Source organism: Bradyrhizobium viridifuturi, from assembly GCF_001238275.1.
Classification (GTDB): Bacteria; Pseudomonadota; Alphaproteobacteria; order Rhizobiales; family Xanthobacteraceae; genus Bradyrhizobium; species Bradyrhizobium viridifuturi.
On the sequence record NZ_LGTB01000001.1, the window covers coordinates 166,887 to 184,369 of the forward strand.

General features: G+C 61.9%; 22 protein-coding genes and 1 pseudogene. 5 read left to right on the forward strand and 18 right to left on the reverse strand.

The window, feature by feature from the left end; all coding sequences use genetic code 11:
- The 14 genes from ALC15_RS00860 to ALC15_RS00930 all read right to left on the reverse strand — a co-directional run bounded on the left by ALC15_RS00860 (position 1) and on the right by ALC15_RS00930 (position 7,715).
- Positions 1-180 carry a hypothetical protein gene (locus tag ALC15_RS00860; RefSeq protein ID WP_050625646.1) on the reverse strand — a complete coding sequence of 60 codons (180 nt, stop codon included), beginning with the start codon at positions 178-180 and terminating at the stop codon, positions 1-3.
- A gap of 84 nt (positions 181-264) precedes the next feature.
- Positions 265-792, reverse strand: a complete 528-nt coding sequence (locus tag ALC15_RS00865; protein WP_128089389.1) for a hypothetical protein — start codon at positions 790-792, stop codon at positions 265-267.
- 201 nt (positions 793-993) lie between these two features.
- Positions 994-1,398, reverse strand: coding sequence for a hypothetical protein (locus ALC15_RS00870; protein ID WP_050625648.1), 405 nt, complete (start codon positions 1,396-1,398; stop codon positions 994-996).
- Between the two features lie 16 nt (positions 1,399-1,414).
- Positions 1,415-1,849 (reverse strand): hypothetical protein, encoded by a 435-nt coding sequence (locus tag ALC15_RS00875; protein WP_128089390.1) that lies wholly within the window; start codon positions 1,847-1,849, stop codon positions 1,415-1,417.
- A 107-nt stretch (positions 1,850-1,956) separates the two neighbouring features.
- Positions 1,957-2,640 (reverse strand): hypothetical protein, encoded by a 684-nt coding sequence (locus ALC15_RS00880; RefSeq protein WP_050625650.1) that lies wholly within the window; start codon positions 2,638-2,640, stop codon positions 1,957-1,959.
- Positions 2,637-3,008 (reverse strand): hypothetical protein, encoded by a 372-nt coding sequence (locus tag ALC15_RS00885; protein WP_050625651.1) that lies wholly within the window; start codon positions 3,006-3,008, stop codon positions 2,637-2,639. The genes ALC15_RS00880 and ALC15_RS00885 overlap by 4 nt, the downstream gene beginning before the upstream one ends.
- A 52-nt stretch (positions 3,009-3,060) precedes the next feature.
- The gene (locus ALC15_RS00890) at positions 3,061-3,378 is read right to left on the reverse strand and encodes a hypothetical protein (RefSeq protein WP_050625652.1); all 318 of its coding nucleotides are present in this window, start codon (positions 3,376-3,378) and stop codon (positions 3,061-3,063) included.
- The gene (locus ALC15_RS00895) at positions 3,375-3,575 is read right to left on the reverse strand and encodes a hypothetical protein (RefSeq protein ID WP_050625653.1); all 201 of its coding nucleotides are present in this window, start codon (positions 3,573-3,575) and stop codon (positions 3,375-3,377) included. Before ALC15_RS00895 ends, ALC15_RS00890 begins: the two co-directional genes overlap by 4 nt.
- Positions 3,572-4,573 carry a DUF3631 domain-containing protein gene (locus ALC15_RS00900; protein ID WP_128089391.1) on the reverse strand — a complete coding sequence of 334 codons (1,002 nt, stop codon included), beginning with the start codon at positions 4,571-4,573 and terminating at the stop codon, positions 3,572-3,574. The genes ALC15_RS00895 and ALC15_RS00900 overlap by 4 nt, the downstream gene beginning before the upstream one ends.
- 349 nt (positions 4,574-4,922) lie before the next feature.
- A complete protein-coding gene (locus ALC15_RS00910; RefSeq protein WP_050625656.1) occupies positions 4,923-5,120 on the reverse strand; it encodes a hypothetical protein in 198 nt (65 codons plus the stop codon).
- Entirely contained in the window at positions 5,117-5,335 is a 219-nt protein-coding gene (locus tag ALC15_RS00915; protein ID WP_050625657.1) for a hypothetical protein, read from the reverse strand. The genes ALC15_RS00910 and ALC15_RS00915 overlap by 4 nt, the downstream gene beginning before the upstream one ends.
- Before the next feature lie 180 nt (positions 5,336-5,515).
- On the reverse strand, positions 5,516-5,719 hold the full coding sequence (locus ALC15_RS00925) for a helix-turn-helix transcriptional regulator (protein WP_050625831.1): 204 nt from the start codon (positions 5,717-5,719) through the stop codon (positions 5,516-5,518).
- A 64-nt stretch (positions 5,720-5,783) separates the two neighbouring features.
- On the reverse strand, positions 5,784-6,413 hold the full coding sequence (locus ALC15_RS42980; protein ID WP_128089392.1) for a hypothetical protein: 630 nt from the start codon (positions 6,411-6,413) through the stop codon (positions 5,784-5,786).
- A complete protein-coding gene (locus ALC15_RS00930; protein ID WP_050625659.1) occupies positions 6,414-7,715 on the reverse strand; it encodes a tyrosine-type recombinase/integrase in 1,302 nt (433 codons plus the stop codon).
- A 424-nt stretch (positions 7,716-8,139) separates the two neighbouring features.
- Here ALC15_RS00930 and ALC15_RS00935 point away from each other — a divergent pair, with 424 nt between their 5' ends.
- Both ALC15_RS00935 and ALC15_RS00940 read left to right on the forward strand, forming a co-directional pair.
- On the forward strand, positions 8,140-9,219 hold the full coding sequence (locus ALC15_RS00935; RefSeq protein ID WP_050625660.1) for an acyltransferase family protein: 1,080 nt from the start codon (positions 8,140-8,142) through the stop codon (positions 9,217-9,219).
- 148 nt (positions 9,220-9,367) lie between these two features.
- Positions 9,368-10,444: an acyltransferase family protein gene (locus ALC15_RS00940; RefSeq protein ID WP_050625661.1), complete on the forward strand. Its 1,077-nt coding sequence runs from the start codon at positions 9,368-9,370 to the stop codon at positions 10,442-10,444.
- A 123-nt stretch (positions 10,445-10,567) separates the two neighbouring features.
- On the opposite strand, the gene ALC15_RS00945 is transcribed toward ALC15_RS00940, so the two are convergent.
- On the reverse strand, positions 10,568-11,443 hold the full coding sequence (locus tag ALC15_RS00945; protein ID WP_050625662.1) for a LysR family transcriptional regulator: 876 nt from the start codon (positions 11,441-11,443) through the stop codon (positions 10,568-10,570).
- 196 nt (positions 11,444-11,639) lie between these two features.
- Here ALC15_RS00945 and ALC15_RS00950 point away from each other — a divergent pair.
- Both ALC15_RS00950 and ALC15_RS00955 read left to right on the forward strand, forming a co-directional pair.
- Positions 11,640-12,157, forward strand: a pseudogene (locus tag ALC15_RS00950) (DUF1989 domain-containing protein).
- Positions 12,158-12,180: 23 nt separating this feature from the next.
- Positions 12,181-13,110, forward strand: a complete 930-nt coding sequence (locus tag ALC15_RS00955) for a LysR family transcriptional regulator (RefSeq protein WP_050625663.1) — start codon at positions 12,181-12,183, stop codon at positions 13,108-13,110.
- Here the strand turns inward: ALC15_RS00955 and ALC15_RS00960 are convergent.
- Positions 13,091-13,975 carry a polysaccharide deacetylase family protein gene (locus ALC15_RS00960; RefSeq protein ID WP_050625664.1) on the reverse strand — a complete coding sequence of 295 codons (885 nt, stop codon included), beginning with the start codon at positions 13,973-13,975 and terminating at the stop codon, positions 13,091-13,093. The two genes, ALC15_RS00955 and ALC15_RS00960, sit on opposite strands and share 20 nt — an antisense overlap.
- Positions 13,976-14,011: 36 nt before the next feature.
- Positions 14,012-14,683, reverse strand: a complete 672-nt coding sequence (locus tag ALC15_RS00965) for an FMN-dependent NADH-azoreductase (protein ID WP_050625665.1) — start codon at positions 14,681-14,683, stop codon at positions 14,012-14,014.
- Between the two features lie 298 nt (positions 14,684-14,981).
- Between ALC15_RS00965 and ALC15_RS00970 the strand changes: the two genes are divergently transcribed.
- Entirely contained in the window at positions 14,982-16,442 is a 1,461-nt protein-coding gene (locus ALC15_RS00970; protein ID WP_050625666.1) for a purine-cytosine permease family protein, read from the forward strand.
- Between the two features lie 22 nt (positions 16,443-16,464).
- Here ALC15_RS00970 and ALC15_RS00975 read toward each other — a convergent pair whose 3' ends face one another.
- The gene (locus tag ALC15_RS00975) at positions 16,465-17,388 is read right to left on the reverse strand and encodes a LysR substrate-binding domain-containing protein (protein ID WP_050625832.1); all 924 of its coding nucleotides are present in this window, start codon (positions 17,386-17,388) and stop codon (positions 16,465-16,467) included.
- Positions 17,389-17,483 lie beyond the last annotated feature (95 nt).

The window sequence follows — 17,483 nt, forward strand, 5'->3', positions numbered from 1 at the left end:
TTAGGAGATTTCCTCGACGATCTCGATCGGTGGCCGATCGAGCAGCGCCAGCATTTCAGGCGTCATCTCGATCTCGATCACTGCATCTTCGCTGAGGCGCTGTTCCGCCCTGATGCGTGCTGCTTCTGTCTTGCAGACTGCCTCGAATTGGTTTGAGCGCTGGACGATACGGTCAGCCATTGCGCCTGTCCTTCACCAATGCGAGACCGGCTTCGTGCCGCCGGCGCTTCAGATCTTCCCCAAAAATATCAATGGCCAAAAACATCATGCGTAAGCCACCGAAGCAGGGCCAGAAGGGTCACCGGGCGGGATGCCAAGCAAAACACCGAGCTGCCGCACCAGGCCGTGGGTGATCGGCACCGCATCAAGGCCCCCGACGCAGTCGCGGGGACCAATCGGATCATCGTCGTCTTGAGCCGGCTGCTCGACATCCTCCCGCCAGCCAAACAGGTACGCCTCTCGCTGAAGCAAGCCGCCAGCATGGAGCACCAGAGAACAGGCAATCCGCTCGCAATCATTGAGGTCGTCGCCCTTTAAGCCAAGCAGCTCTCCGAACTGCTCGGTTACGTCCCGAGCAAATGCAGGTTCGTCCCATCCATAGCGGATGTCGGCGGGAACGGTTTGCGCAGTTGCCTGCGTAGCGTTGGCTAACTTTGCTGCGTAAGCCTTCCGTTTTACGCACCTCTCGCGATCCGCCCCGAAGTTGCGAAACCACTGGCCACCCAGCTGAGCGGGGTCGAGAGTGCCATCGGACAGCAGCTCCAAACGACCTTGTTTCAGGGCATTTCGCACAGCGCCCTCGCTGCAGCCCTCTCGCTTCGCGAACTCTCGCCGGCTAAGTCCGATCATCGTTACCTCAGTTGCCGCGTAAACTGCGCGGGTGCGTAAAAAAGTTCAGGGTCTGGCTCTGGTGAGGTCGAACGCCTAGCGGTCCCGCATTATCCCAGCTGGCCATGGGACCCGCTAAACAATTGATTTGTTTATAGTTTTCTATCATGCCGCGGCCTCCAAGTCGCCATGGGCCGTGTACGTCCGGTCAGCGGTCTTGATCAGCCAGAGCAAGCGCCAGCCATCGGCGGCGTGGAGCGTGAAACCCTCCGGCGGGGTGACCGTCATGGTATCCATGGGCAGGATGGTCAAAGGCGGTCGACCGAAGGTCCAGCAATCAACCTCACGGAGATTGTAGGTCGCATCGTCTTCCGCGTAGATCTGATTGAGCGTTGCCAGCGCCTCGTCACGATGGACCGAGTGAAACACGATCATGTCGTTGACTGCGAATAGAGCGTCGGTGTCGGCAGGCATCGTCAGAATGACGCGAGGATCAGCGGGCCCGGCCAAGACGCTACGCCAGCCGACACCGTTAGACAGCACGATGATGCGCCCGTCACCGGTCAGCATGAAGCCTGAGTATGTGTCAGCAACCCGTCTCAAGGTCACCCTCCAGAGCCCAGCCAGCTGCGGCGGTCTTTGCCAGGGTGACCGTCCGCCATCCCTCAGCGGTGCGGGGTTTCTTCCCTTCAGGCAGGGTCAGGGTGACGCCATCTGCGGCGGCGAAGCCGATGGGAAGCTGAGTGCAGCTGTAAAATCCAACTGTGCTGATGTCCTCAGGGGGAAGGCTGACGTCGCCGCGGCCGAGGATCGTGAACAACAGCTTGGTCCCGATCGGCAGATCAGCAAGCGCTGGATGGTCCGCGCTGAGTTGGATGTTAGCCCCGATATGATGGACATTGTCGATGGCGGGCAGCCTGATCATCGCCTCGCCATGGGTAAGCGGTCTCCGAAAGTCTCGATCGATTGAGTTGTCGGCCTTGCGGATTGCGGGAGCGCCGGGAATGAAGCGCACGATCATGTCTATTCTCCTCAGTCTGGTGTGGTGTGCGCCGCCCGGCCCAATGCCTCAAAAGCCGAGCGGCGCCAGCCTAAGGCGAGGAATGAGCAACCCCGCCCGAGCACGAATTAGTCCTCCAGCGGCGGCGCCGGCATGTCGTCAGAGAGCTGTAGCAATGCGCGGTAGTCGGTTTCCGGACGGTACAGGAGAGCCGCGCCGGCTCTGTTGGCTTGATGGAGAAAGGCCACTTCCTCACGCTGTACGGCCAGCATGTCGCGCCTGATCTGCGCCATGGCTTCGGTGCGCTGTTGATCTGTCAGCGCGGCGGCGTCATCGGCGCAAGCGTCAATAGCCTGTTCCTCGGCGGCCAGCATCGCTTTGCCGTGGATCCGAGCGAACCAAGCCTCTACATCAGGTACGCTAACCGCACCGCCATCGGGCAGTCTCAGGAGCGTGGTCGGCCATTGCACCGCTTCGCCGCGTTCGACCGCCAAAAAGCCGTCAGGCTCGCCGCGGCGCGCGAGAGCTTCAATCCGTTCCTTCGCCTTGGCTTTGGCAACAGCTGACGGAAATGGCGCGGTGTTGACGCGGCTGGCATCGGCCGCCAGCTCCCGCAGTCGGCGGCGTCTCGCCTCGACGGCGTCGAGCGCGGTCTCGCCCTTGCGCAAGGTCGGCAGAGCGCCAGTGTACGGCTTCACGGTCTGCACGCCGCGCAGTAGGTCGCGGCTGCTGTTGATCAGGCGAGTGTAGACACCGCGCTTTAGGTCGGCTGCTTGCCCGCGCTCCTGCGTGCGGACCAGTTCGGCCTTCACCTCAGCCAGTTCGGCCTTTTTGGCTTCGATCTCCGGCGCGATGTATTCTGATACTGCGGCTGGCTGATCAAGCTAAGCCGCTGCTCGATTCTGCCAACGGCTTCGCGCAGGTCCAGCATACGATTGTGCAGTCCGAGCCCGATGGTGCCGGCATCGAAAGCCGCATCGGACAGCTCCAGCAAGATCGCGCTGGCGGCTTCCGGCAGGCGGTTGGCAAAAGCCATGTCTTCCTTGCCGACAGAGCCATGATCGCGCGCCGGTGCCGGCAGTGCGTCCGCTCCCAGGTTCGGCGCGGACAGATGCGGCGGCGCCTTGGCGGTGGCGGAGACAAAGCGAGCGGTCGAGGAAAATGGGCGCGGCATCCGCATTGCGAGAAACCTCTTTGGTTGATTTGCGAATCGTAGCTGCGTTATCCGAGCATCAGAAATGCTCGATGATTTTCTTGATCCGATAAGCACTTAGTTCGGTCGGCACGACCTTCAAAATTCGCCAGAACATCTCTTCCGGTTTGCCTATCCGATGCTGAGGGCACGCCTCTAACGATCGCTCTCTGAGCCACGCAACGCGGTGATAGCGGTTCAGGCTGTCAGCAAAGCCCTTGGGATTGCCCGGATAAAACCGGACATAGGTCTGACGGATAAGCGGATCACGCCGCTCGAATTTCGTCAGCTCGCGCAGCTTGAGCTCGCCGGCCTCGAGCGCGGCCGCAATCGCGTGCATGTCGAGCGTGTCATTCAATTGACGCGCTCCGGATCGAGCACGGGCAGTTTCAGCACCTCGCCCCAATGGGCAGCGGCTTTCCGCGCCTCCAGACGATCAGCACCAAACCACAACATGACCGGCTGCCGCGCGCCGCAGGATGCGCAGGACGATATCCATTGCACGGTGGCCGATGACTTATCGTGCTCTATCTCGATGTGGCCTGTGGCGGTCATGTTCTTTCCGCCGTTTGAACATCGAGCACCTGGGTCCATTCGGCGATGCACGAGCGGTGTAGCTTTGCCGCCGTACCGTTGCGGATCACATCAACAATTTCACCATCGTCTCCGCAGTGGTGACAGACTTCGCCTTTCATCCCGTCAGGACACGTAACACCCGTCACAGGCGTCACGGATTGCAGCCTTGTGACGGGCGTTACGGTTGTGACGGTGTTTTCGGTAATGGAAGGCAGATACCGCAGCCATGGGTCACGTAGCTCTGCCGCCGTGTAGCCGCGCAGCTGCTTCGCACCAAACCAAAGCTGGCGTGGTCCCACCTCATATTTCTTGAGCATCCTTGCAAGAGATGTTGCGTCTAAGGGCTTGTGGGTCTTCGGCAAATTCGTCCACGGACTCTCAGCTCGAGAGATCAGCCGTTCGATTATGGTTTCGGTCTGAAGCTGCTCGGCGTCGCCGAAAACCTCCTTCAGATCGGCCAAGAGCTGGACACTCAGACTGTGGATTTGCTGCTTGGAAGCCATCACAAGCGTCACGGCGGCGTCACGAATACGAGCAGGCCAATCCTCGCCGGCTAGATCGGCGATCGTGACGAGTGCCTCCCAAGTGTCTGCGTCGCGGTCAACGATTTGGTCCGGCATTGCCGGCCACCGTTCCACCCGCTGCGGCCAGGAGGCCGTCCACGCCGCAATCTCTGCTTTTATTGGATCAGCCTGCGGACCATGAATTCGGCGCCTGAACGGCTCGACCTTCTCGCCCGAATGTCTCCGTCTCATGGCGATGACAATCGAGCGGGACATGACTGTGTCAGGCAGGTTTCCGATCCCCGCCAATGCGACAGCGCAATAGGCCGGCAACTCTTCAGTCTCGATGGACTTGCCACGGATCACACATCGCCCGGCGACGGCACCCTTGCGATAGCCAGCATTGAGCCATCCCCGCAGATCCTCATCGCCCTTCGCCTTCGGCCCATAGATCGTATCGGCCTCGTCGAGCAAAACAGTGGGCGCGCGTCTTCGCTTGCAACCTTACGAAACAGATAGTTCGCTGTAGCGTTGACACACAGAACCGGGTCCGGAACGAGTTGTTCGGTTACCTCCATGACCCGTGTCTTTCCGGAGCCCTTTTCGGGCGAGAGACAGGCCAATCGCGGCGTCGTATCCCAAAGATGCATTGCATGGGTGTGGATGATCCACACGGCGTGAGCGACGTGTGAAGCCTCATTCGGATAGCTCACGAACCTGCCAAGGTAGTGATAGACGCGGTCCAGGACGCGAGCGCCGCGGCGCGCGTCGATCTCTTCAGCAAGTTGATCGAGTTCGCGATTGCTTGCGGTGCTGATGTCCATCATGCCACCTCCGAGATTGCAGGCGTCACAAGGTCAAGACAGCCAGGTGCAACCTCGTTGCACCATTCGACAGCAATCTCGGGGGAGAGGAGATCGGCAGCCAAGGCGGTACCAATCATATTCACCTCTTCGCGGATCAACTGAACGCGAAGCGATGTACAGCGAAGCGCCGCCAGAACAAATTGCTTGTTGCTCATATTGTAATCCTCGCTCCAAGAAAGTCGCCAAGGGCGAGAGCGGCAGCCTGCGCGTGCTCGATCTCCTGAAATCTATGTTTGCTCTGCCAAAAAAGAGCGCGACTTTCGTAACAAACCGAATAACGGACATCCCCGCTCGCCGGGTCGCGGATCAGCGAGATGCCAACCTTTCCGCCGACGGCACTGGAAATGATCTGCTGAATGTCCTTGCTCATGGCCGGCAGTCCCCGAACAGGTAGGGGGCGAGCGTGGCGGCCATCTCGATCGAGACGGCGCACCTTTCGGTGATCTTGCGGGCTTGAAGACGCTTTAGGCTGGGGCTATGGTCCGGACCGATCGCCGTGGCAAGCGTGTCAGTCTTCGGAGCCCCATCTGAAAAGGTGGGGTTTTCCATTTTATGCTGCCCTCGACTTGGCCGCCTGCGCGCGTTCCCACGCGATAATCTCGGACTCGCGGAAGTACCGCCGCCGATTGATGATGAGAGGACGTGGAAAATCGAGCACCGGATCCGCGAGCCAACGGTCGAGGGTCCGATCGGTCTTGTTGTAGCGGCGCCAAACGGCGGGTGCCGGGAGTAAGGTTTCTTCGCTGGGCAGCATTAGGGATGGCTCCTGTTTGAAGGAGCACCCCATTTAGCGAAATAGCCCGATATGTCAGGGTTAGCTAAATTCCATCAGTCTGATTTAGCTGCCCCCGGCGGGCAACTGCTCGACTGATTATCGCTTTTACGCTGTCAAACTTGGGATCTTCGCCCATCAACAAAGGCGCGGCCGATGATAAAAACTGTGCACATTTGCCATTTGTCGAAATTGAGGGTTCACCGCCGGCGCTAATCCAAAGATCCACCAGGAGACCATAGCCTGCTTCGCGAGCGGCTAAACGACCGCCTTTTTTTCCGGCCGCAACGCTTTCAAGAAACTCGACATGCTTCACGGCGATTTCGAACAGGCGCGCCAGTGATGATAAATGGGCCGGGCGTTCTGAAATGTAGTCGCGATGGAAGCCAATCCATTTCAGCTGCTCGGGGTCAGAACGCTTTCGCGTCAACAGGAGCATTAAGGTCTGGATCGATTGGGCAAGTTCCGTCCAAAATTTCAGCGGTTCTTTAGCCGACCAATCATTTCGAAATCGAAAAAGCCAACGCTCCGGATCGGGCTTCTCTTCAAAAAGTGCGTTACGGTAGTTTGCAAAAATCGTAGCGAGTTGAAATGCCGACAATGGAGTCGGCAGGGATGCAGCAAGTTCCTTGCACACTTCATCTGATAGGTCAGGAAGTTCGCGCCAAACAGACATCTACTGACGCTCCGTTAGCGAAATCACGAAACGGGACCAAGCATCGAGAGCTGCGCGTTTCTCGTCTGCGAAGCTATGCCGTTGATACACACCGACAACACCGCGGAAACTGCCTGATTTGTGGTTGATGACTTTTTCAATAACTGGGAGGGCAATCCCCAGGCGAGCCATCCCGCTAACTGCAGTCCGTCTTAAATCGTGAAACGTCCAGTGCGGGATTGGTTTGTCGTCAGGCCTGAGCGCCTTAGCGATCGCTGCGTCAATCTTGTCCTTGGCGCGAGAGAAGGTCGTCACAGGGCGCTTACCGTCAATTGAAAATCGAAAGCTGCCAATCTTGGGCTGGGCTTCGATGATCTCCCACGCAGCATCCGACAAAGGCACTTCGTGACGCTCGTTGTTTTTTGTGCGCCGTGCGGCCAAGTTCCAGACTCGCGAGGCCTGATCGATTTCGTCGCACCGAATGCCGGCAACTTCTGCCTCCCGCTGTCCGGTCAAAATGAGCAGCTTGACGATTGGTCCGAAAGGCCAGCCCTCGCCATCTGCGGCAGCCCACACAAGGCGCAGCTCATCATCTGATAGAATGCGGTCCCGGCCTTGCTCAGGGGAGGGGGCGGAAATGCCGGCGCATGGGGAGGCAGACAGAATGTCTCGCGCGACTGCCCAATTGAATAGCTTCCGAATGGCTGCCAGCGAGCGGTTGGCCATGATTGGCGCGCGGTCAGCGACCTTTTCGATGCGCTCGACGACGTCGCGCTTGGTGATCTCCTGAACCTTCCTGCCGCGCCAATGCGGGATAAATTCGCCGCGATGTTCGATCAACTTGTCGGGGTCATCCGGCGCCGCCTTCAGGCCGATGATTCGAGCCGTTTCTTTCCAAGCGTCCGGACGACCTTTCTTGATCGCGCGAGGCTTCGCATACCGCTCGACAAACTCTCGGGCGATGTTCTCAAATAGGTCGCGCTGGCCCCGCTTTTTCTCTAGAGCGGCCTTGCGCTCTTGCTCCTGGTTGGCTCGCTTTAGTGCGGCGGGATCGTGGCCCTCGGCCAAAGCCGTGAAGGCGTTGCCGGCGAGGCGCCGCGCCTTCTTCAGCTCGAGGCCCGGGTAGGGGCCAAGTGTCAGCTTCTTCGGTCTGCCGGCATGTCGATAGCGGACCGCCCATGATTTTTTGCCGTTCGGTTGAACGATCAGATAAAGGCCCGGCTGCCGGGCATCGGGGATCTCAGTGCGGATCGCTTTGCCACTCGGGCTAATGCGCGGTTGGGCTCCGTCGATCCGGGTGACTGTCAGAACGTCAGCGGGCATGGGGTATCGCTGGGGTAACGAACCAAGTCTGTCTGCTATGTTACCCTGTGTCGGGGACATAGCCAGACATTTCAACGTTTTCCCAATGTTTTCCGAGCTGGTGGCTGGTCTACTGTCCTGATTTGTCGGGCTTTGTCGGCTCCGCAAAAGTGACTGTAAATCAGCCGCCTCATGGCTTCGCAGGTTCGAGTCCTGCCTCCCCCACCAGCTTCGCTCGCTTCGCGAGCTACGGCTAGGCAGGCCAGCAAAACTCCATCGTAGCGAAGTGAGCGAAGGCTGCCGCGCCGAAGCCCAGAGGGCGAAAGCGGGCCGTATCCGCACGATCTGCTCGCTTCGTCCCCCGTAATCGCTCTGATTGTCTCGATCCGAGCCCCGGTGGTAAGCATCCATCGAACGGGTGGAGTCCAGAAATCGGGCAGGGGCAATGCGGCCGGAGCTACGGGCATTGACTGGGTTGCGCGGAGTGGCGGCGATGGCCGTCGCGTTTGCTCACTTTCAGCAATTTTATCCCAACTACGCCAACGCCCCCTTCATGTGGGGCAACGCCGTCGACCTGTTTTTCGTTCTCAGCGGCTTTACGCTGTCCTACGTCTATCGCCGCGAGGACTTCCAGTTCGCCAGCTTCTTGACGGCCCGTATCGCCAGGACCTATCCGCTCTACATTCTAACCACGGTCGTCGCCGGCGCGGCCATTGTTGCGCCGCTCCAGTTCAATCCAACGACCTACCCGCTCAAGGACGCGATATCGGACTTTGTGCTTCAGGCCTTGATGCTGAACGCGTGGCCTTTCGGATCGAACGTTCATTGGAACGTGACGGCGTGGTCGATATCCTCCGAATGGTTCTGCTACCTCGTACTGTTCCCGCTGTTGCTCTACCAGAAGGTGACGAGGTCGGCAGCAATGAGGCTGCTCTGTATCGTCGTGCTGTCGGCGACGTCATACTCGATCTTCGTGCGCTATTTCGACGGCAACCTCAGCACTGCCGAGATTTACCATGCGAACAGCCAATGGAGCTACTGGGTCGCTCTTCTCCGGGGAGTCTTCGGCTTCACGGCGGGCCGGGTCGTCTTCGCGTGCTACGAACGACGCGACGGGCTCTACACCTTCTGTACACAGGCTTCGGGGTTGATTTGGTCAGCCTTGATCGTCGCCGTGGTCCTGGCATACCGCGATCTCCTCAACCCGCAGGCGCTGGTGTTCATCCATCCCTTCGTCGTCCTTGCTGCAACCGGTGAGGGATCGGCCACGTCGCGCCTGCTGGGATCAAGGCCGCTGCATTTTCTGGGCCTGATCTCGTACTCGATCTACATGACGCACTATATCCTCTTCGTGGGATACCTTGCTGTGTTCGGCGTGCCCAGTGCCTGGTCAACCCAGACCTATGTCCTGTTGGCCTGTACAACCCTTGCCGTCTTCGCAGGCAGCTATTTCTTCTTCGAGCGGCCAGCGCGCGATGCCATCCGAGGCCTTCAACGCTTGCGCCCGGCGCAGACCAACGCGTGACACGCAGAGCTTCGTGTGCGACGGGCTGCTGGGTTCACTCCACCTAAAGTTTAAGCGGACACCACCATCGCTCCGGTTGTGTATACGCTACCAGAGGTGGTAAGCACTCGCCCTTACGCGGGAAAGCCCGCGAGGCAAGGGCGCGGGAATGCGGCATGAGCTACGGGCGTTAACCGGGCTGCGAGGGGCTGCCGCCATGGCCGTTGCTCTCGCTCATTTCAACAATGCCTTTCCCGCCAATGCCGGCGCCGCATTCATGTGGCACAACGCCGTCGACCTGTTTTTTTGCCTCAGCGGATTCACGCTGTCCTATGTCTACAGCCGCGAGACGTTCCGCTTTTCAGACTATCTGACGGCGCGCATTGCCCGCGTCTATCCGCTTTACGTGGTCTGCCTAGTCTCCGCCGGCGCGCTCTACGTGTGGCCGCGCCTGGTTGATCCAGTCACCTATCCCGCCGGCCGAGCTGCCCTGGACTTCGCGTTGCAGCTCGCCATGCTGAATGCGTGGCCGGTGATCGGTACCGGCATGCACTGGGACGCGCCGGCCTGGTCGCTGTCGGCCGAGTGGTTCTGCTATGTCGTGCTGTTCCCGGTGCTGTTGTTCCGGAACGCACCGTCCACGGTTGCCACCAGGTTTCTCGGCATCGTGCTTTGCTCCGGCGCCGGCTTTTGGCTGTTCGCTCGCTACTATTTTGAGGGCAGCATCGGTCTGAGCGTCCCGGAAAACCAGTTGAGCTATTGGGTCCCGCTGGTGCGGGCAACCTGCGGATTCGTGTCGGGCTGGCTCGTGTTCGCGAGCTTCCAGCGCCGGGACGGGCTTCACGCCGCGTGCACGCGATTTTCCGGCCTGATCTGGTGCGCCGTCGCGCTCATTGTGCTGCTGGCCTATCGTGGCCTGATCAACCCGCAGATGCCGGTGTTCGTGTGGCCGCTCGTGGTGCTCGCCGGGACCGGCGAGGATTCGCTCAGCTCACGGCTGCTCGGATCGAGGCCGATGCACTTTCTCGGCATCATCTCCTATTCGATCTATATGACGCATTTCATCATCCTGACCACGTTCATGATGCGGTTCGGCCCGCTCGACACCTGGTCCCCGACGATTTTCGGCCTGCTGGCCGGCACGACCGTCGTCGTGTCGATCGGCGCGCATTTCGTGCTCGAGGTGCCGGCGCGCGATGCGATCCGTGGCCTGCGGCGCTTGCGTCGGGCTCCGGCTAGCACGTGAAAAGGCTCGATCGTGCGAGGCTGCGTGGTGACATCGCGACGATCGTCAGACCGCACGATGCTGCGGCGTTCGGTCAAGACGCTCAGGACTGGCAACAATCCATGGCTGGGTGTGATCCGATCCTCACGTCCGCAGCGCACGCCGGAGCTGGCCGGCGAAGTCCCGCGCCACCTGGGAGGGCGCTTCGTGCGTGGGGGAGAGGATCGCGACCTGATACTGGATCCTCGGCTTGAACGGACGAACGACAAGGCCCTCGGTGAATGGCTTGCTCACCACCGGATCGACAATCCCGACGCCACGGCCCTCAGCGACGAGCTGGCACGCGGTCGAGAAGAATTCCGTCTCTGCGACGACGTTCCAGCGTGCGCCGTATTCGGAGAAGGCCGACGCCAGCTGCTGGTAGATCGGGTCGCCGCGGAACAGCGTCACGAACGGAACGCCGTCGAGGTTATCAGGGGTGATCTGCTTCAGCTTCGCGAGTGGATGCGCATGCGGCAGCATGCACATGCAGTCATATGAGAACACCTCCATGTGCGAGGTCGGATAGTCGAGCGGCAGTTCGGCGACCGCGAGATCGAATTGCTGCGTCGAGATCAGCTCGCGGACGGTCGCGGAATTCCGCGTGATGATCTTGATCTGCAGCTCGGGCTTGTTCCTGGCGAACTGCGACAGCAGCCGCGGCAGCAGATTGATCGAGATGCTCGGATAGGCGGCGATCGCGAGATGACCGCGCCGGCCGGACCTGATCTCGGCGGCGACGCGGGAGGCGTTCTCGGCAGCTTCGAGTGCGCGCGCCGCCTCGACATAGAACAGCTTGGCCTCCGGGGTCGGTTGCAGGCGGCCGCCGCGCCGCACGAACAGGTTAAGGCCCGTCTCGTGCTCGAGGCCCGCGATCATCGTGCTGATCCCGGGCTGCGACATGCCGAGCAGTTCGGCCGCTCTCGTCATGGTGCCGTGGAGCATCAGGGCGCGGAAGCATTCAAGCTGTCTGAGGCGCATGGATCGACTATACGAATACGTTATAATGGACACAATTAATATTATTAGAATTACATGAGCGGCGGTGCTCCAATTGCGCGACAGAGCCTCGAGGAGACATCACGTGACCGCCGCAACCGCCGACCTGACCCGCGCCCGCCTGATCCCAGCCCGCAACGGCGTGGCGGCCCGCCTGAAAGCGGGAGAAACCGTCACCGTGGTCAACACCCATGGCAAGCAGGTGGTCGACACCTGGGCCTTCACGCCGGCGACACCGGCGAGTTCATGTCGATGGAGCACAGCCGCGCATCGATGCTGCGGCTGATTCCGCGCGTCGGCGATACGCTGACCACCAACCGGCGCCGTGCGATCCTCACCTTCGTCGCCGACACGAGCCCAGGCATCCACGACACGCTGATCGCGGCCTGCGATATTCATCGCTATCGTCAGCTCGGCGCCGTCGGCCATCACGACAATTGCACGCACAATCTGGCGCATGCGCTCGAGACCGTCGGCCTGTCGGCTACCGTGACGCCGACGCCGCTGAACCTGTTCATGAACGTGCCCGTCGCCGACAATGGAGAGTTGGACTTCAAGCCACCGGTCAGCGAGGCCGGGCAATATGTGGCGCTGCGTGCCGAGATGGACCTGGTCATCGTGTTTTCCGCCTGTCCGCAAGACATGGTGCCGGTCAACGACATGCGGCCGACAGACGCGCATTTTCTCATCGCCTGACGCGGCCGCGTGGAGAACCGATCATGCGCAAACTACCGCCGCTCAATGCCGTCCGCGCCTTCGAGGCCGCGGCGCGCCACGAAAGCTTCACCGCCGCCGCCAACGAGCTCTGCGTCACGGTCACGGCGATCAGCCACCAGGTCCGGCAACTCGAAGCGATTCTCGGGCACAAGCTGTTCGAGCGCTCCGGCCGCGCGGTCGTGCTGACCGCCGAGGGCCATGCGGTGTTTCCATTGCTGCGCGACGGCTTCGACCGGATGGCGAGCGCGTTTGCCGCGATCCGGCCGCCGGCCGACGGCGATGCGATCACCGTCTCCACCACGCGGGCCTTTGCCGAGCGCTGGCTGATGCCACGGCTCGTGCGCTTCAATGCGGCATTTCCTCAGCTCGTGGTCCACATCGATGCGACCGAGGAGGTGAGGACACCGGGCACCGAGGGCGTCGATCTGGCGATTCGCTACGGACGCGTCGACCGCGCCGGCGAGCCGTCGGTGCTGTTCAGCGATCGCTACATTGCGGTTGCGGCAAGCGCGATCTGTCCGCCCGGTGCCCGTCCAGCCATTGACGACGTCCGTTCGCGCTCGCTGCTGGCGTTCCGCTGGAAGAACGCCGCGCTGGATTCGCCGTCGTGGTCGGCCTGGCTTGCCGGCGCCGATCATGATCCCGGCCGCGACTTCCGCATCTCCTGGTACAGCGAGGAGCCGCTGGCATTGCATGCCGCCGAGCGCGGGCTCGGACCGCTGTTGTGCAGCGATGCGCTGGTGGACGAGCAGTTGCGCGAGGGCACGCTGCGCCGGCTCGACGGACCCGCGCTTGCGGGCTTCGCCTATCGCCTAGTGAATGCGCCGAGCACTGCCCGGCGCAAATCAGTGACGGCATTCGTCGATTGGCTGCGCACAGAGGCCGCCGCATTTCGCGCAACGCCAGAACAGGTCATGACACGGGCTGCGTGAAATAGGGCAGGCTCTCGACGCGGACCTGGTAGGCGCCTGCCTTGACCAGGCTGTCGAGATGCGCGGCGATGTCCTCGAGCGATGCGAACCAGACCTTGCGCTCGGCAACGATCCGCTCGAGCCAGCACTCCACTACGCGCCAGCGGGCAAGCCGGCCGGTCAGGAACGGGTGCCAGATCCCCATCCAGAATCCACCGGCCTCATAGGCGGCCTCGAACTCCTCGAAGGAGGCGGCCAGCCCTTCGCTCGGCGATTTGACCGGCATCATGTAGCCGATCTCCGCGTAGTGGGCGAAAGGCGGCCAATCGTCCGATCCCCAGTGCGGCGGCATCTCGTAGAGCGAGCCGCGTGCGGTGCGCATCTGATACGGGATGTCGTCGGCCATCAGCGACGAATCATAGACAAAGCCATGCTCGATCAGCAGATCGATCGTGGCCTGGTTGGCGTTGTAGACCGGCGCGCGGTAGCCGCGCGGCTTGCGTCCGGTCATCGCGACATGAATGGCGAGGGCGCGTTCGAAGGCCTCGCGCTGCTGCGCCGAGGAAATCTCCGTCGGGTCCTCATGGATGTAGCCGTGATGGCCGATCTCGTGGCCACCCCTGAGGATCGCCTCGACCGCATCCGGGTAGCGCTGCATGGTCCAGGCCGGCATGAAGAACGACTGCTTGAGTCCTAGGCGGCGATAGGTCTCGAGGATGCGCGGCACGCCGACGGTCGGCCCGTATCGTCCCATCGTGATCGGATAGAGCCGGTCGAAGGAATCCTTCGGCCGCGCGATGTGAATGAGGCTGTCGGCGTCGACGTCGAAGGTGATCGCGCAGGCGCAGCGTGCACCGTTCGGCCAGGGGATGGGATTGCGTATCATCGGTTCATCCTCGCACAGCCGGCGGACAACGGCGCATCATTCCGCCGCGACATTAACAGTCTCGTCGATTCCAAGACACTGCCGGACCAGCACCGGGATTGCCGCAAAGGCGTCGGCGACCGACCGGCGGTGGCGCTCATCGTTGAATTCCTGATAATCGACGGCGATCAGATGGCTCTCCTGCACCCCGAGATAATGGGCGCAGGTGAAGATATGGGTTTCCAGATGGTTCATGGTCTCCCGCACCCCGCCGGGGCCGAAACCGAATTCGCCGCGCGAGCTCAGCACCACCAGCGTCTTGCCGCGCATGATCGGCTCGAGCGGAAAGTCGCCGCGCGCGAGATCGAAGCTGAAGGTCTTGTCGATCCGGATCACCTTGTCGAACCATGACTTCAGCGCCGCCGGCATGCCGTAATTGTGCATCGGCGCCCCGATCACGATCACGTTGGTGCGTTCAAGTTCAGCGATCAACTCGTCGGAGAGGCGAAGCTCGTCGCGCTGCTCGGCGGTGCGGTCGGCGGGCGCGGTGAAGGCCGCGGCGACCCATGCCTCCGTGATGAGCGGCGGCGGATCGCGGCCGACGTCGCGCGAGATGATCGTGGCGCCTGGCTCGTGCGTGAGCCAGTGCTCGACAAACGATTTGGAGAGCTTTCGGCTGACCGAGCGGTCGCCGCGCGGGCTGGCATCGATATGCAGAAGGGTCGTCATTCCTGGCCTCGGCTGATTGGGGCAACGCGTCGAACTCAGAATGACCGAGTACGGCCTGCGGCGTGATTGACGAATCCGGCAGGCGAGTTGAGAAAATCTCAACAGTGAAGCGGCGCGCCGTTTTTGGCGCGGTGTGCGGGCTTCGTCGCAGCCTGATTTGTCCATATCCGCAATGCAGGCTTCACTCTCGATATGGTCTCAACCCGGCTTGAGGAATTCTCATTATCGTCTCATCGCCGCCTGCTGCTCAGATGCCCCATCCCGGCCCAAACCAATGCGCCGGACAAACGGGGGAAACATGTTGCTCAAGCAGACACAGCTTCCGGCGCAGGATGAAGCCGGCTTCGATGCCCACGGAATTGAGCCGGTGCCGGCGGCGCACCGCACGTCGTCACCATCAGATCAGTTCTGGATCTGGACCGGCGCAAATATTGCGCCGATCAACTGGGTGCTGGGCGCGCTCGGCATCCAGCTCGGCCTGAGCCTGCTGCAAACGCTTGCCGTCATCGTCGTCGGCAATCTGTTCGGCGCGGCGCTGTTTGCCGCCTTCTGCCTGATGGGACACCGCACCGGCGTGCCGCAGATGGTGCTCGGCCGGCTCGCGTTCGGCCGGCGGGGCGCCTATCTGCCGGCGCTCGCACAGGTGCTGATGCCGATGGGATGGGTCGCGATCAACACCTGGATCGTGCTCGACCTCTGCATGGCCGCGCTCGAGCGGATGGGAATCGGTGGTGGCGTCGAGCTCAAATACGCGATCGCGGTGCTGGTGATGCTGTTCCAGGTCGGCATCGCGGCCTGGGGCTTCAATGCCATCAAGGTGTTTGAGCGCTACACCATGCCGGTCATCCTGCTGATCATGGCCGTCATGACCGCGCTGGCTTTCCTGCGCGTCGACATCAAATGGCAGTCCGCTGCCGTGACCGGCATGCCGGCGTTCGCCGCGGCGACGCAGCTGATGACCGCGATCGGCATCGGCTGGGGCATTTCGTGGCTTACCTACGCGTCCGACTATACACGCTTCGCCAGGCCCTCGCTTGGCGCCGCCAAGGTGTTCCGGGCGACATTTCTCGGCATGTTCGTCCCGACGGTCTGGCTCGCTTTCCTGGGCGCGGCGATCGCGTCCGCCGGCGCCGGCTCCGACCCGTCGAAGCTGATCATCGCGGCATTCGGCACCATGGCGTTGCCGGTGCTGCTGGTGCTGCTCCATGGCCCGATCGCAACCAACATCGTCGTGATCTATTCGGCGGCGCTGTCGTCGCTCGCGCTCGATCTGCGGCGGCCGCGCTGGGTGATCTCGGTGGTCTCAGGCCTGATCGCTTCCGCGATCCTCTACGCGTTCCTGCAATCAGGCGACTTTGCCCATGCCTTCGACAACTTCATGGTCGCCCTGATCGTCTGGATCAGCCCATGGGCCGGGGTCACGCTCGCCGATTTCTACCTCGTGCGACGCGGCCGGATCGACGTCGCGTCGCTCTACGAGGAGCCGGGCAGGGGTCGTGATTTCAACTGGGCCGGGCTGATCGCCTTTGCCGCAGGCTTCGTCGCGGCGTGGGCGTTCCAGATGGGCACGATCAAGGCGATGCAAGGTCCCCTGGCGCTCGCCACCGGCGGGGTCGATTTGTCGTGGCTCACGGGGATCTGCGTGGCAGCGCTGAGTTATCTGGCGCTGCATCGGCGATTTGGACGTCCGCTGGCGCGGTGCGTCCCATTGCCGCCCGCAGACGCGGCATCGATCGAGCCCGCGCCCACATCGACCTGATGGGAACACGCGCTGTGCCGGTTCACGCCATCCGCCCGAACAGCTCTACCAGCGTCTCGCGCAGCCAGCGCTGCGCGGGCACGGTGTCGTTGCGCTGATGCCAGAACAGGCTGACGATGCGCGGCGGCGCCGGCAGCGGCACCGGCACGGCGTGGAGATGCGGTGCCTGGCGGGACTGCGCGCTGAGATCGCGCGGCAGCACGGCGATCAGATCGGACTGGCGGACGATCTCGTAGGCGGCGTTGTAGTGATTGACGATGGCGACAAGGTTGCGCGACAGCCCGCGCGAGGCGAGGAACTGGTCATAGGTCGGTGCCGTCCGGCCGGCGAGGCTCACATCGACGTGCTTGGCGTTGAGGAAGCTGCGGACGTTCAGCCGGTTCCGGTTCGCAAGCGGGTGATCGCGCCGCATGAAGCAGGCATAGTCGACCGTCCACAGCGAACGCGAACGGATCAGTCCCGGATGCTGGGCCTCGTTGACATAGACGCTCAGCACGCAATCGACCCGGTTGTCCTCGAGCTGGTCGGCGATCCCGATGATGGTGTTCGGCGCGGTGCGCAGGCGCGCGGTCGGCGCCATCTCGGCAAAGCGGTTCAACAGAGCCGGCGTCACCAGCGACGCCACATAGTCCGACATCGACAGGCTGAACTCGGTCTGCGCGCTGCGTGAATCGAACACCTTCTCGTCGAGCGCGCCGCGGATGCTTTCCAGGGCGCCGCCGATCGGATCCCACAATGCCACGGCCCGCTGGGTCGGGCGGATTCCGGTGCCGGATCGGACGAACAGGGGATCGCCGAGCGCGTCGCGCAGCCTCGCGAGCGCGTTGCTGACCGCGGGCTGGGTCATCGTCAGCGCGCTCGCTGCGCGGGTGACGCTGCCCTCGGTCATCAGCGCCTCGAAGACTTTGAGCAGGTTGAGGTCGAGCGTGCGGAAGGACACGGCAATATTCACAGTGGTGATGTACTAGATAACGATTATAAATTATTCCCATAATATCGATTTGTCTATCATTCCCCTGACCGACCCCGTGGCGTGTGCCG

Excerpts from the sequence above, each read along its gene's own strand:
- ALC15_RS00885 (WP_050625651.1), bottom strand. The coding sequence starts at position 3,008 with ATGCGGATGCCGCGCCCATTTTCCTCGACCGCTCGCTTTGTCTCCGCC.
- ALC15_RS00875 (WP_128089390.1), bottom strand. The coding sequence starts at position 1,849 with ATGATCGTGCGCTTCATTCCCGGCGCTCCCGCAATCCGCAAGGCCGAC.
- ALC15_RS00870 (WP_050625648.1), bottom strand. The coding sequence starts at position 1,398 with ATGCTGACCGGTGACGGGCGCATCATCGTGCTGTCTAACGGTGTCGGC.
- ALC15_RS00925 (WP_050625831.1), bottom strand. The coding sequence starts at position 5,719 with ATGCTGCCCAGCGAAGAAACCTTACTCCCGGCACCCGCCGTTTGGCGC.
- ALC15_RS00940 (WP_050625661.1), top strand. The coding sequence starts at position 9,368 with ATGCGGCATGAGCTACGGGCGTTAACCGGGCTGCGAGGGGCTGCCGCC.
- ALC15_RS00945 (WP_050625662.1), bottom strand. The coding sequence starts at position 11,443 with ATGCGCCTCAGACAGCTTGAATGCTTCCGCGCCCTGATGCTCCACGGC.
- ALC15_RS00930 (WP_050625659.1), bottom strand. The coding sequence starts at position 7,715 with ATGCCCGCTGACGTTCTGACAGTCACCCGGATCGACGGAGCCCAACCG.
- ALC15_RS00895 (WP_050625653.1), bottom strand. The coding sequence starts at position 3,575 with ATGACCGCCACAGGCCACATCGAGATAGAGCACGATAAGTCATCGGCC.
- ALC15_RS00935 (WP_050625660.1), top strand. The coding sequence starts at position 8,140 with ATGCGGCCGGAGCTACGGGCATTGACTGGGTTGCGCGGAGTGGCGGCG.
- ALC15_RS00860 (WP_050625646.1), bottom strand. The coding sequence starts at position 180 with ATGGCTGACCGTATCGTCCAGCGCTCAAACCAATTCGAGGCAGTCTGC.
- ALC15_RS00970 (WP_050625666.1), top strand. The coding sequence starts at position 14,982 with ATGTTGCTCAAGCAGACACAGCTTCCGGCGCAGGATGAAGCCGGCTTC.
- ALC15_RS00915 (WP_050625657.1), bottom strand. The coding sequence starts at position 5,335 with ATGAGCAAGGACATTCAGCAGATCATTTCCAGTGCCGTCGGCGGAAAG.
- ALC15_RS42980 (WP_128089392.1), bottom strand. The coding sequence starts at position 6,413 with ATGTCTGTTTGGCGCGAACTTCCTGACCTATCAGATGAAGTGTGCAAG.
- ALC15_RS00955 (WP_050625663.1), top strand. The coding sequence starts at position 12,181 with ATGCGCAAACTACCGCCGCTCAATGCCGTCCGCGCCTTCGAGGCCGCG.
- ALC15_RS00910 (WP_050625656.1), bottom strand. The coding sequence starts at position 5,120 with ATGAGCAACAAGCAATTTGTTCTGGCGGCGCTTCGCTGTACATCGCTT.
- ALC15_RS00960 (WP_050625664.1), bottom strand. The coding sequence starts at position 13,975 with ATGATACGCAATCCCATCCCCTGGCCGAACGGTGCACGCTGCGCCTGC.
- ALC15_RS00965 (WP_050625665.1), bottom strand. The coding sequence starts at position 14,683 with ATGACGACCCTTCTGCATATCGATGCCAGCCCGCGCGGCGACCGCTCG.